The organism is Thalassotalea euphylliae (genome assembly GCF_042682785.1).
In the GTDB taxonomy this organism is placed as follows: Bacteria; Pseudomonadota; Gammaproteobacteria; order Enterobacterales; family Alteromonadaceae; genus Thalassotalea_F; species Thalassotalea_F euphylliae.
This window is the reverse complement of record NZ_JBHUIB010000001.1, coordinates 764,443-777,178: the sequence shown is the minus strand read 5'-3', so window position 1 is coordinate 777,178 and position 12,736 is coordinate 764,443. Positions and strand designations below refer to the sequence as shown.

General features: G+C 37.9%; 12 protein-coding genes. 9 read left to right on the top strand and 3 right to left on the bottom strand.

Translation table 11 applies throughout. The features are described from left to right. Positions 1-88 precede the first annotated feature (88 nt). The 9 genes from ACFSJY_RS03495 to ACFSJY_RS03455 all read left to right on the top strand — a co-directional run bounded on the left by ACFSJY_RS03495 (position 89) and on the right by ACFSJY_RS03455 (position 7,227). Entirely contained in the window at positions 89-658 is a 570-nt protein-coding gene (locus tag ACFSJY_RS03495; protein WP_386031148.1) for a recombinase family protein, read from the top strand. 18 nt (positions 659-676) lie between these two features. Beyond that, positions 677-2,437, top strand: a complete 1,761-nt coding sequence (locus ACFSJY_RS03490) for a KAP family P-loop NTPase fold protein (RefSeq protein ID WP_386031146.1) — start codon at positions 677-679, stop codon at positions 2,435-2,437. Between the two features lies 1 nt (position 2,438). Then, entirely contained in the window at positions 2,439-3,326 is an 888-nt protein-coding gene (locus ACFSJY_RS03485) for a hypothetical protein (protein WP_386031144.1), read from the top strand. Further along, positions 3,319-4,653: a Qat anti-phage system QueC-like protein QatC gene (gene qatC, locus ACFSJY_RS03480; protein WP_386031142.1), complete on the top strand. Its 1,335-nt coding sequence runs from the start codon at positions 3,319-3,321 to the stop codon at positions 4,651-4,653. Before ACFSJY_RS03485 ends, qatC begins: the two co-directional genes overlap by 8 nt. Continuing rightward, positions 4,650-5,381 (top strand): Qat anti-phage system TatD family nuclease QatD, encoded by a 732-nt coding sequence (gene qatD / locus ACFSJY_RS03475; RefSeq protein WP_386031140.1) that lies wholly within the window; start codon positions 4,650-4,652, stop codon positions 5,379-5,381. Before qatC ends, qatD begins: the two co-directional genes overlap by 4 nt. A 51-nt stretch (positions 5,382-5,432) precedes the next feature. After that, the gene (locus tag ACFSJY_RS03470; protein WP_386031138.1) at positions 5,433-5,972 is read left to right on the top strand and encodes a manganese efflux pump MntP; all 540 of its coding nucleotides are present in this window, start codon (positions 5,433-5,435) and stop codon (positions 5,970-5,972) included. Positions 5,973-6,197: 225 nt separating this feature from the next. Then, the gene (locus tag ACFSJY_RS03465; protein ID WP_284208446.1) at positions 6,198-6,575 is read left to right on the top strand and encodes a MerR family transcriptional regulator; all 378 of its coding nucleotides are present in this window, start codon (positions 6,198-6,200) and stop codon (positions 6,573-6,575) included. 56 nt (positions 6,576-6,631) lie between these two features. Next, positions 6,632-7,021, top strand: coding sequence for an organomercurial transporter MerC (gene merC / locus ACFSJY_RS03460; protein ID WP_284208445.1), 390 nt, complete (start codon positions 6,632-6,634; stop codon positions 7,019-7,021). Then, positions 7,009-7,227 (top strand): GDCCVxC domain-containing (seleno)protein, encoded by a 219-nt coding sequence (locus ACFSJY_RS03455; RefSeq protein ID WP_284208443.1) that lies wholly within the window; start codon positions 7,009-7,011, stop codon positions 7,225-7,227. Before merC ends, ACFSJY_RS03455 begins: the two co-directional genes overlap by 13 nt. A 165-nt stretch (positions 7,228-7,392) precedes the next feature. On the opposite strand, the gene ACFSJY_RS03450 is transcribed toward ACFSJY_RS03455, so the two are convergent. The 3 genes from ACFSJY_RS03450 to ACFSJY_RS03440 are packed head-to-tail and all read right to left on the bottom strand — an operon-like array spanning position 7,393 to position 12,735. Then, positions 7,393-7,923 carry a hypothetical protein gene (locus ACFSJY_RS03450; protein WP_284208442.1) on the bottom strand — a complete coding sequence of 177 codons (531 nt, stop codon included), beginning with the start codon at positions 7,921-7,923 and terminating at the stop codon, positions 7,393-7,395. After that, positions 7,916-10,633 carry a ubiquitin family protein gene (locus ACFSJY_RS03445; RefSeq protein WP_284208441.1) on the bottom strand — a complete coding sequence of 906 codons (2,718 nt, stop codon included), beginning with the start codon at positions 10,631-10,633 and terminating at the stop codon, positions 7,916-7,918. The genes ACFSJY_RS03450 and ACFSJY_RS03445 overlap by 8 nt, the downstream gene beginning before the upstream one ends. After that, positions 10,633-12,735: a hypothetical protein gene (locus tag ACFSJY_RS03440; protein WP_284208440.1), complete on the bottom strand. Its 2,103-nt coding sequence runs from the start codon at positions 12,733-12,735 to the stop codon at positions 10,633-10,635. The genes ACFSJY_RS03445 and ACFSJY_RS03440 overlap by 1 nt, the downstream gene beginning before the upstream one ends. Between the last annotated feature and the right edge of the window lies 1 nt (position 12,736).

Here is a 12,736-nt window from a genome sequence, read left to right as displayed (position 1 = left end):
TTTGTTACGTTCATGTACGAATATCATTTAATGGACTTTCGTTCAGTTGTTTGGTAAGGTGTACGAAAGTTATAGGTTTCGTACATATATGAAAGTTGGTTTTGCAAGGGTCTCAACGAAAAAGCAAGAATTGAATGTTCAACTGTCCAAGTTGGACGAATATGGTTGTGAGAAGATCTTTCAGGGTAAACAATCAGGAACTTCAATTAAAAATGATGAAAAGCTAATGGAGTTAATTGATTTCATTAGGGATGGTGATGAAGTAATTGTTACACGCCTCGACCGTTTGGGACGGTCGTTAAAATCTATTCTTGAGGCTATCGAGAGCATTCACAATAAAGGAGCTTGTCTTAATATTATAGATGGCTCATTAAACACAAATAATAATAATCCGTTTGCAACAGCAATGATTAACCTATGTGGCGTCTTTGCGCAGCTAGATAGAGATCTTATAAAAGCTAGAACGGCAGAAGGTCGTGAAGAAGCGAGAGCTAAAGGCAAGCATATGGGCAGATTGCCTGCATTGTCAGACAAGCAAGCGGAAGAATTATATAAAGATAAATTAAATGGTGAGTCAATCTCAGCATTAGCAAAAAAATATTCTGTTAGCCGCCCTACAGTTCACCGTACTTTAGAAAGAATGGAACAAAAGAAATAATAAATAAAAGGAGATGTTATGTGGTCTGATAAAGAATCAAAAATTGATTTCTTAAATTTTAATGAAACGGCTGAGTCGATTAAAGATCTTATAACTGAAAAGGAATTAATGCCTATTAGCATTGGTGTCTTTGGGGATTGGGGCGCAGGAAAATCTACCATTCTTGAACTTACCAAAGCATCTTTGGAAACTGATGAACAAGAATATATCCAAGTACATTTTGATGCATGGACATTCCAAGGATACGATGATGCTAAAGCAGCACTATTAGAAACAATCGCATCTACTTTAGTTAAAAAAGCAGCAGACGATAAAAACCTAAGTGCAAAAGCAAAAGAGTTTGCTGGACGAATAGATAAGATCAGACTGATGGGGCTACTAATGGATGGTGGTGCAGCATTAGCGGGTATACCAACTATGGGTGGTATACAGAAGTTTATGGGATTATTCAGTGGTGGTGATGATGGTGAACTGGATGTTGGTGATGTAAAGGATGCTGTGGACGGTGCTAAAGATGTCGCTAAGAAAAACAAAGGTCTAATCAAAGGTAAGAAATCATTCTCACCCCCTAAAGAAATTAAAGAATTCCGAAAGGCATATTCAGATCTGCTAAAGGAGTTTGATAAACCACTTATTGTCTATGTCGATAATTTAGATCGCTGTTCTCCATTTAATGCCATTTCAACACTTGAGGCGATCAGATTATTTCTGTTTTTACCAAATACCGCCTTTGTTATTGCCGCAGATGAAGACATGATCCGCTTGGCAGTACCTGAATATCACAAAGGTGCATCTCAACGACATCAAACTGATTATTTAGACAAGCTTATTCAAATTCCTGTGCATGTACCAAGACCCGGAGTTCTTGAGATAAGGGCATATTTAATGATGCTCACCGCCCAAGATCACGGTGTTACCGATACTCAGTTAGAAACGATAAGGTGTGCCCTTGAAGAATCATTAAGGCTGTCGTGGAAACAACCACAAATTACCGTTGATGAGCTACTTCAATATCACTCAATCGAAAAGCATTCCGAACTCAGAAGTAAATTTGTAGTTGCTGAACAGTTAGCTCCACTATTAGCTGAGTCCACAAACATTAACGGCAACCCTCGCATAGTTAAGAGATTACTCAATCAAGTTAAGATGAGAAAGAAAACGGCTCACCGTCGAGGAATGCAGCTTGATGAAAAAACTATCACTAAGCTGGTAATTTTTGAGAGGTGCTTGGGCACTCAGGCTACTAACAAGCTTTATGAATTAATTGATAAGGAAAACGGATATCCAAAAGTATTAGCGGATCTCGAAAATCCAGAAGTTGAATTTGACGAAATAAAGTTACCTGAAGAGTGGAAGCTAGACCTAGCCTTTATTGATAAATGGTCAAAATTACCTCCAATGTTTACTGAGATGGATTTGACTCCAGCGGCATATCTGAGTCGAGAAAGCATTCCAATGGGCGCTGTTAATGCGGTAATGTCGGGAGCTGCTCAAAAACTCGTAGAAGAATTAATGAAGCAAAAAGTAAGGGTCAGTGGCGTTAACTCTACTGCGATTACCACAACTCCGAAGGAAGAATACATGTCAGTCATGGATGGTTTGATTGAAAACTTTAAGTTGATTGGTGATTGGACCGAAAGACCTACAGGCATTTATGGAGCGGTGCTACTTGCCAAGCAGGATGAAAAATGTTGCTTAAGTCTTCTTACATTCTTAAAAAGCTTGCCTCGTCAAAGATGGCTTAATCCAATTTTAAAAGAGCTAGAGGGAACTAAGTAATATGGGTACTTCAGCGTCGTCAACGGGACCGAATAATAAAAGTCCACTCATTCCATCGTGGGCAGAGCAAGGAGATTCCGTCACGATAGAACCTGCATCAGGTACTGATGGGGATGATCAAACTGGTTCTGACAGTAGTCAAGTAGGTGATCAGAATGACAATAGCAATGATATTGACAATGACAAGGTTCAACAAGAAATCGGTGGTTCACCTACGGCAACACCGCCTCCAAATAGGTTTGCCAGTGCCAGAAGAGCATTTGGTAAATACGCTCAAACAGGTGGCTCAACCTCGGATCTAAAGCGTTCATTAAAAAGTTACTCTAGAAAAGGCTCTGGCGGAGGTAAGAGCACAAGCCGGAGACTAGCAAGTGGCATAACTGCTGGTTCTGGACTGCTTGGTGTCATGCGTGGCGACACCGTAACGATTAATAATCAAAGCTTATCATTAGGTGATTTAACTGGGTTATCGACTGACCAAGCAATCGACAAAATTGCTAGTCATTTAGCACCTGATAATGCCGATTCGGATGCTGTTAGAGTTGCGTTAGATTACGCGTTAGAAGAAGCTCTACCCGATACTGAAGAATTTGATCCTAACAGTTTTACCGACGAAGTTATCCAAGAAGCCATAGGCTGTTATTTAACAGATCTTATATTTCAAGATGTTGTAGAAGGAATGGGCAGAGCATGGTTTCACGTTGAGCCTGCAAGCAAACATCATCAAATGGAAGTTGAGTTAAGGGAATTAATAAAAGTGATCACACAAGAGCAGTTAGACAAAGTAACTAATGGCAACCCTAGTACTATTAGCAAGGAAAATATTACTAAAATTCAAGCTGGTGCAATTGCAATGACAGTGGATGAATGGGAGAGCTTTGATGACTAATTTTTATTTTAACCATGACCCAGCTAACTTGCCTGATTTTTCTGATGATTGTCATCCTGTCCAGATGTTCCATACGCATCAAAATGACATCACTAAGCACAGCTTAGTGTCGAAACAATTACTACAAACAGTTCGTGATTTAGGATTGAATGTAGATGCTGATGCAATAGATCTGATAACAATTGCAACTGCCGTTACCGCCGCTGATACGTTTGAATTGAGGGATAATGCAGAAAATGCATGGGCGAGGAAAATGCATTTGCATGTTCCTGTTACCGATGAGGATATGTGGAATTTTGTAGAGCCTGAACTAAGTTCTTTGCTCAACTTTCTTACAGGCGATCAATGGCAGTTTACGTTTGAAAAAACAACTATGGCAATGCCAGCTCCTAAGAATAGTGAACAAGCGAAAGCCAAGGCAAAATCACTAATTGGACTCAACTCAGTTTGCCTTTTTTCTGGTGGTCTTGATAGCGCAGTTGGTGCAATTGACATTTTAAACGGAGAGTCAGATTTAAAGCCTCTTTTGGTTAGCCACGCTTATCGTGGTGATGGTGCGAAACAGGAAGATATTAAGCATTTATTATCCCCGCCATTCGGCGAACTGTCCTATTCAATGTCTCCTCATATTATCAAGCATTTAGAAGGTAAAACTGACATTAGCATGAGGGGAAGAAGTTTCAACTTCCTAGCTATGGCGGTACTTGGTATATCAGCCTTAAGAAATGCTAATTGCGATAGCAGAATTGAAACTATTGTCGTCCCTGAGAATGGCTATATTTCTATAAATCCACCGCTTACCAGAAGACGGATTGGTAGCCATAGCACTAGAACTACTCATCCTAATTTTCTAAGCAGGCTTGAATCTTTGCTTAGAGACACTGGGTTTCATGTCAAATTTGTAAACCCGTATCAATTCAAAACTAAAGGTGAAATGTTAGCGGAATGTGTTGATCAAGACGCAATTAGAAAAGCAGTTCCTCTAAGTGTTTCATGTAGTCATTGGCACAGAGAGCATAAACAGTGTGGGCATTGTGTACCTTGTCTTATTCGAAGAGCGTCAGTTTTTCATGCTGGTTTTACACAAGATGCGCCATACAAGACAAAGCGGTTGAAAGGGCTTATCAAAGAAAAAGATACGCGTGATGATCTTCAAGCGGTTCAAACTGCCATTATTCGGTTGAAGCAGACAGATAATTATCGTTCTTGGTTAAGAATGTCGGGGCCGATACCGCAAGATAAATATATACGAGAAAAATTAGAATCAACTATTAAGCGAGGATTGGCAGAGGTTGAATTATTTCTCCAAGCGGATAAATCGTCATGATGGATCTTCATTGCCATGTTGATTTATATCCAGATCGTCAAGAGGTATTGAACGACATAAAAAGCAGTAATTATTACGTGCTATCAGTAACAACTGTGCCTTCGGCTTTTGAAGGTACAGTCCAGTTAACAAGTGGCATAAAACACTGTAAAACGGCTTTGGGACTGCACCCTCAACTTGCTCATCTAAGAAAAAATGAATTAGCACTATTCGATAGGCTAGTTGATAGAACTCGATATATCGGAGAAATCGGCCTAGACAGTTCAAAAGGTTATAGAGAACATTTTGATGATCAGCTAGAGGTTTTCACCCATATTTTAAAAAACTGTGAGATGTTTGATGATAAAATCCTAACTATTCATAGTCTAAACGCTACAGGAGAAGTACTTGAACAGCTTAGGTTACACCCTAAAGCAGGAGTCCCTATTCTTCACTGGTTCTTAGGAACAAAGAAGCAAGTACAGGAAGCCGTTGATCTAGGTTGCTTCTTTTCTATTGGGCCAGCTATGCTGAACTCAGCCAGAGCAAAAAAAGTAATTTCGTGGATACCTCAAGATAGGGTTCTACTCGAAACCGATGGACCATTCGCTAAAGTAGCGGGAAATATTCTGTTTCCTTCAAGTGTTGGCACTGTTACTGAATATCTAGCTGAAATTTGGTACAAAAATAAAGCTTCGGTAATAGAGCAATTGTCAGTAAACCTTAAGTGTTTAACCTCAGTTAGGTAAAGATCTATATGTCAGGTAATCTCAGATCTATTTTATTCAGGTTTAATCGGTGTGTTTGAAGTTTTTGTATTAGCTATAGCACTCAGTATGGACGCGTTTGCAGTATCCATAGGCTTAGGTTCTAAAAAAGTAGAGAATGCTGAAAAGCTCTTTATTAAAGCCGCTACTTATTTTGGTTTTTTTCAAGGGTTCATGCCAACTCTAGGTTATTACAGCGGTAAAGGGTTATCATCTTGGATTGAAGATTATGCATCTTGGATAGCTTTTATCTTACTCGTTATTATCGGTAGTAAGATGATTTATGAGTCCCTATCCGAAGGAATTGAAGAAGATATTGCAAAAGTTACTCATCGCGTGCTACTTGTTCTTGCTATCGCTACAAGTATTGATGCTATGGCCGCAGGTTATGCAATCACTTTGCTTGAGGTAGATATTATCTTAGCCTGCTTGATAATAGGCATCGCGACGTTTGCGTTTAGCTGGATTGGCGTGAATATCGGCAAAAAAAGTGGCGTATGGTTAGAATCTAAAGCCGAAATCTTTGGCGGTTTAGTATTAATCGCAATCGCATTTAAAATATTGTTAATGTAGTCTCTCTTTAACAGCAGAGGTTTATTGAGAGTTCAATTTCTCAATTGATGATCAAGAACTATTTAGTTGAATAACATTAATTACTTGTAGTAGCTCATATCTGATCATACAGTTTTGCTGATTAGGTTTAGACTTCATCTGACAGGCAGCTATAAGCGATTAACGGAAGTTCAGCTTTTGTCTAATAATGATAAAATGATGCTAGTTGTTTAAGAGAGTCTGTTTATGAAAACCATTGGAAAGCTGGCTAAAGAACTAAGCATTAACGTAGAAACAGTCCGATTCTATGAACGTAAAGGACTTATTGTACAGCCACTAAAGCCTGATAGCGGTTATCGCATCTATGACAACACACATGTCAATCAACTTAAATTCATATTAAAAGCTAAAGCTTTGGGTTTTACACTTGATGAAGTCGCTTCGCTTATGTCGCTAAGTGGAAGCTGTGCTGATGTCGAGTCTATGGGATTACAGAAACTCAGATTAATTAGGGAGAAAATTTCTGATTTGCAGCGGCTAGAGCAGGTGATTCAAGATATGACAAATTCTTGTAAAGCCAATCAAGACCCCAACTCATGCCCAATAATAAATTCGCTCAGTTAGCTGTTGACTCTGTACCTATATACGGAGTTTAAACTACCTCAAAAATAGAGGTAATTATGATTAATAAAATTCTTGATAAAATCGGCTCTGGTGGCGTTTGGCTAGCCGCACTTAGCTGCACAGCATGTTTTCCAGCACTCGGTTCACTAGCATCAGCTCTAGGGCTTGGTTTCCTGTCTCATTTTGAAGGAATAGCGGTTAATACTTTATTACCATTGTTTGCTGCACTCGCTTTATTGGTCAACTCGTACAACTGGTATCAACATAAGCATGTGGTAAGAGGCATATTAAGTGTAGTTGGCCCAATTGCAGTATTGCTGGCACTTTATCCGTTGTGGCAATACGACTGGAGCACTTACTTATTTTACTTTGGGATCACATGGATGGTAATTATGTCAGTGTTGGATATCGTTAAGCCAGTTAAGGAACCCGTATGCAAGGTATAGAATTAGAATCTAAGATTACTTGTCCCAAATGCGGATTTAGTAAGGTCGAGACCATGCCAACAAACGCCTGCCAGTGGTATTACGAATGTGAGGGATGCAAAGCGCTACTCAAGCCGTTAAAAGGCGATTGTTGCGTTTATTGCTCTTACGGGACTGTTAAATGCCCACCTATTCAAGAAGGAAGCAGTTGCTGCAATAAATCTTAAGGTCTGCTTTTGGGCACTTATGCGACTGTCAGGTTTGATTAAGTTCTATTAGTCAAACCTGACAGATCAAGTTAAGACTTATTCATATCAGCTAGTTAAAGTCTGCGTAATCAGAAAGATCATTGATACCCCGGAATGCCTGCATCGACACCGAAAATTTAACCATTAAAATTTAACCACATTAGAAGGCCGTATTTGTAACTTTCTTCTAATTGGCTCATCAAGCTGATTGAAAATAGTCTCTACTTGTTCAATTACATTTTTCTTTTGTAGCTCTTTTAGTTGATCTTCAGTGGATGTGGCAAGCTCTACTAGCTCTTCTTTGGTAGCAGCGTGTTTACCACGGCTCTGTTTTTTTCTTTGTTTTTCAACGCGAGCATTTTTGGCCTCTAGAAGTTCTTTGTTAACCCCTTTTAAAAAGTCATTAAAGTCTTTTGCAAAACTTACTTTTTTTTCGTCAGTGAGGCTATTGGCTGCACAATCCAACGCTATCGCAATACTTCGAGCTGAAATGTGGTAAGTTTTTTTAGCCTTAAAGTCAGATAAGTTTTTGTGCCTTTCTATATAAGCCATCAACTCATCTTGCTTTTTGATAATCTCTAAGTAAGCAGGTTTAGATAAGTTATTCTCTGATACCCACTCTGGTAGCTCATCTTTTTTTGCTTCTTCTGCTTTGGCTTCAAAATGATTAAGCATTTTTATTCTCTTTCTTAGCTAATTTTTCATAAGCAATCATTGCAGTTTGGTATTGTTTAAGCACTTCATTATTTGGCGAGAGGTTTGAAATATGCTTGTGTGCTTTTTTGATTAAATCATAAGAACTCCACAGAATATTTAGAGGAAACAACTCCAGATCATTACGGCTTAATAAAGCGATATGTTGCATTGTTTCAAAGACAATGTAATCAACATTAGAAGACTTAGTTAAGTTGTGATGACAGCCAAGACAAAGGATTGGAGTAGCGTTTTGACGTTGCGGAACTCCATCTTCAGCACATTTTGCTAATTCTTTATTAGTGCGCCTTAATAAGCAAAATCCCCACGGATTCGCTTTTATATCTGTAATTTCAATTTTTGCTAAGTTTTCTATGACTGCATGTAGACTTTCTACTTTTTGTAACTTACTGACTTTAAATAACCGTCTTAAGAATACGTGGAATCGGCCTGCATGCTCTTTTCCTTCGTTTTGCAGCCAGTTGTTTAACAAACTAGTCTTTACCGCTACTTGAACGTGATTGTTTAAGTCTCGGTTATCTTTATCTCTGATATAAGCGAGCCACATTCCCATTGTGATGTGTTTGAATTGACTGCGTATCATCCAGCCAACGTCGCCATCAAAACGCCTGTAGACTGCCTCAGCCCACATATGCCGGAAGGCATGCGGAGTTGGATATAAGCATCCTTCGATAATTTCAGCGGAGATTATTTTCGAGACACTGTTGGTTTTGAGATAACTATGCTCAGAGGAACGAATATAATCTTTGGTGTCATCAGATAAATGCTCGTCTAGCATAGTTATCCATTCGCTAGGTAACTCAGTCTCCCCTTGTAATAAATAGCTTTTATATTTAATGAGCCAGTTTTTTTTAGATTTATTTTCTGGGCCAGTAAGGTAAAAATCTACTCTTGTTCTCTCTCTTTGGGCGCGTTCATACGCGTCTCTCAGCTCATTATCGGCTATATATTTTTGCCATTCATTGGCTTTGATAATTTTCTGTAGCCCTTGTATTTTTTGTGCTTCCTCAAAAGATAGTACGTTGTCGGGTTTACTAGCAGCCAAGATTGCATCAATTTGATTTTGCGTGCCAATGGCTTTGAAAGGTTCATAGTTATCTATAAAGCGTGTCCAGTTTGATTTAACAGATGCTTCAATCCTTTTACCTGAGTTTTTGATATCTTTGGCGTTTGCTTTAGCAAAGTACATTGCTGGACATGTTTCATGACTTTCATGTAGCAGTGAAAGCTGATTGATTAATCTATACGATGTATGGGTTATCTCACGCTGTGTAATCGTGTCTCCATGCGTTTTAAAAACATGCCAATCTACGATGAACCGTATAGGATAAGCATGTTTATCCAAAGGATCCGTATTTTCAATCGAACTAACCGAAGTTAAGGGGAAACCATACTCTGATTTTCTCCAGCCATTGAGTGAAACAAAATAGGTTAAGCCAGCATCCCGAATGGTTTTTACAAAACTGTTGATGATTGATCTACTCGTCTTCGGTATGCCTAATTGCTCGTAGAAGTCAGAGTCTGGCATTGTGACCTCTACAGGCGCACTTTGTTTTATTTCATTAATAGCTATCGTTAACTGTTCGAGCGAAATGTGCTGTAAGTCACCGTTAAACGATTTCCTTACCAACTCAATGTTTTGTGACAGCGAAACATGTTCAACTAGAAATGTTATTTTATCGCGAATATGAAGATCATTTGGAAGGTTAAAACGTTCAATGACCCTGTCTATGCTTTCATCTGATAAAAGATAGTCATGTTGGAGTAACGGCAGCATATACCGCTGATATTTTGATTTTAGTATCTCTGCCAGTTCATAGGCCACATCCCTTTTTAATGAAAACTCCTTTATTAAGTTATCGATTGTTTCTCCAGACAGAATCCTTAGCACAGCCCTGTCAGTCTTGCCCTTAGCACCTAATCGTTGAAGGTCATCCTTTGACTCGTTCATTATGCGCATTAATACATGCGCATGGTTTATATATTGACTAAAGTACTCCTGACAATAGTCAACATAATATCTGCCATAATCCAATGTCAGAAAGTTAAACGTTCCCCCATCTTTCCATTGATTGTAAGTAACTTCTCCGCCACTTAATACATCAATTGCATTCTTAAGAGTTTGATCAATGTGGATTTCTTTAACATCTTGAATAAAGTTGTCGATGCCGATTTCTTTAAGCAATAAGTTTATATCGGTTAACTTCGTAGCTCTGATAAAAAGAGCGTAACTTTTGATAGAAGGTCTCTTGAAAACAAATTTGTTAAAGTCATGTAGAAGGAACCATTCAATGAAAGAATAAAGGTTTTCTCTGTCTATTCTGTGCCAATTATTTTGTGCTAGGAAGTAAAATAGTAGAACTAGTCCATTAAATCGGCCTATAAAATAGTGAGCACCTTGAGAGCTAATATCCATTTGGTTCAACCAAATATACTTGGCCATATCAGTCGGAGAAATAGGAAAACTGTCAAACCAATCAGGATATAAACCTTTCAAGTTTTCTATCGAAGAAAAATCCGTAGTAACGTCAAAGTATTTATTTTTAAACGTCCAAGATAAAGAGTTAATGTTGTTAGTTGAGCTTTGAGACAGACCATTTAAGATCTCTATAAGCTCATTGTTATTTAACAGTTCCTGAGATTGCTGAGAAATGGAAATAACACTGCTCATTAGCCAATCCCTCCATACAGTTCATTTGTAAATAAATCTGGCAAATGTTTTTTGATATTTTCGTATGTGCTCTTGCCTTGAATGAATGCATCAGATTTAGGACTGAACAGCTCAGACAGTACGTATTTATGCCACTCAACGTTGACCAGAACAGTGAAGTAAAAAAAGTTAGGATTCATCTTTTTTAGTTGCTCCGAATATTTATCAGCTTGAGCTATGTAGTGAAGCATTTGCACTACCGTTTCCTTACTTTCAATTATTCTAATGTCATCAAAATCAAATTCTGATGAAACGTAGGTATTATCTTCATGAGCGATTGCTTTGACTGATAGGTCATCGTTTTCAGTAATTTTAACCAAATGAGAGCGTATATTTTTATCGTGGATCTTTGATTGGAGTTTGTCCAAGTTTGGTTGATATACGGAGCTTTCGATATCTTGTAATACAGCTCGTGAAACACGTCCAGCTTGATTCACAAATTCTGGGTTATCGGAGCCTAAATAGTTGGTCTTTTCGGTCAAAGATGTATGAGAATTAAAATTTTTAATATCACCGTCTCGGTATTTATCAGAGTTAGCATGGACAGCAGAGTTTTTTATATGCGCCAACCAAAATAGATATACTGGTTGAGTAAATACACTTGAGTTGATGTAATCTTCATACAATCCCATATTATTTCTCTTCCATGCGGAGAATGGGAAAGCTTTAGGTGAAGAAATCGCAGATATACAATCAAGAAAAAGAGTACTTTTCCCCTCAGTATTTAATACAGGCATTACTTGAGATTTGAAGTGATTGCTACGCCAAAGCCTTACTAAAAAACTTGAAATCGAATTATCATTTTTAACTGAATGTATCGAATAGGTCGAAAACTTAACTCGATCTAGCTTTTGGCTAAATAGGTGTTCCTGATTTTCAGGTATACTATCCAAATATTGGTATATAGCTCGTCCTGCGGAATGCCGCATAGAGAGAACAGGCGTGTCGTGATTGCCGCCTGATCTGCCTTTGAAGTAAGTTATCGATATATTACGAGGTTCATTTCTAGTGTTTCGTGCAACAGCGAAGTGTTTTTTTCGTAACTTAAAAATGTCTTCTGGTTGCACACAATAAGAAGCACATAAAAATGCCATTAAAAGTTGCTCTAATTCAGAAATGACTTCTCCAAAATTGTTATTTATAAAAACCTGAGTTTTGATAATAGACTTTACTGGAGCTGGTTTACCCTTACTTAAGTTATTAAGTATCTGAGCCTCGAATTTAGTTCTGGTGCCGTCAATAAGTAGAATGTTGGAAAAAATATCAGCAGGTCTTTTTAAGTCATCCAAAACGACCCTTTTGCTAATAAGATCTGCAAGTTCATTTCGTTGAGTGTAAATATCATCAGAGTTGTTCAACACTAAATTGTTGAAATCAGAACTTTGTTTTATCAACTCTCCAAATTTTTTCAGGTAGAACAAAGATTCTGAAACTACTATTCTGAACGACTCTATTAAGCGTTTAGGGCTAGCCAATTTTAGAAACTGTTTGTTGCCTATTTCACTCTCAATCCATGAATGTTCTAAAAAATATCCTGTTAGCGTCGCTTGTTTAGTCGAAACGTTTGAGTTTGGAATCAACTTACTTTTATTTATTACCGTACTAATAAACTTTAAGTCAGAACCTGCCAAGGAAGATTTTACCAATGCATGTTTTATGCAAAACAAAATTTCAGTGGCTCCTGTAGATTCCGGCTTTATTTTTTTATGATTTACTTGTTCAGTCTCAAAATCTTTTACCACTGTGTTTGAAACATTATCTTTAGTGTTCAGCCAAGTGACAAAATAATGGATTGCGTTTAGGTAACCTTGTCGAGATTGTTCCTTAATTTTGTTGAATTTGGGGGTTGTTAAGTACAAACGCAAAAGTTTAAATATTAATGTCGCCTTTTCATGCTGGTTCGTAAGTTCAGTTATTCTCGTAGATGCTAAGTAAGCACCTGTGTTGATCCTATTAGTATCAACAGGCAGAGGAACTGGATCTTGAGAACGATTTTTTGAAAATGTATTTGCTAAATTCGTATTGTCCCATGCGAATTCAGATGTTCTATTATTGTCATCCATA

Coding starts and splice junctions, on each gene's coding strand:
- ACFSJY_RS03440 (WP_284208440.1), bottom strand. CDS start 12,735: ATGGATGACAATAATAGAACATCTGAATTCGCATGGGACAATACGAAT.
- ACFSJY_RS03495 (WP_386031148.1), top strand. CDS start 89: ATGAAAGTTGGTTTTGCAAGGGTCTCAACGAAAAAGCAAGAATTGAAT.
- ACFSJY_RS03450 (WP_284208442.1), bottom strand. CDS start 7,923: ATGCTTAATCATTTTGAAGCCAAAGCAGAAGAAGCAAAAAAAGATGAG.
- ACFSJY_RS03465 (WP_284208446.1), top strand. CDS start 6,198: ATGAAAACCATTGGAAAGCTGGCTAAAGAACTAAGCATTAACGTAGAA.
- ACFSJY_RS03485 (WP_386031144.1), top strand. CDS start 2,439: ATGGGTACTTCAGCGTCGTCAACGGGACCGAATAATAAAAGTCCACTC.
- qatC (WP_386031142.1), top strand. CDS start 3,319: ATGACTAATTTTTATTTTAACCATGACCCAGCTAACTTGCCTGATTTT.
- ACFSJY_RS03445 (WP_284208441.1), bottom strand. CDS start 10,633: ATGAGCAGTGTTATTTCCATTTCTCAGCAATCTCAGGAACTGTTAAAT.
- ACFSJY_RS03490 (WP_386031146.1), top strand. CDS start 677: ATGTGGTCTGATAAAGAATCAAAAATTGATTTCTTAAATTTTAATGAA.
- merC (WP_284208445.1), top strand. CDS start 6,632: ATGATTAATAAAATTCTTGATAAAATCGGCTCTGGTGGCGTTTGGCTA.
- qatD (WP_386031140.1), top strand. CDS start 4,650: ATGATGGATCTTCATTGCCATGTTGATTTATATCCAGATCGTCAAGAG.
- ACFSJY_RS03455 (WP_284208443.1), top strand. CDS start 7,009: ATGCAAGGTATAGAATTAGAATCTAAGATTACTTGTCCCAAATGCGGA.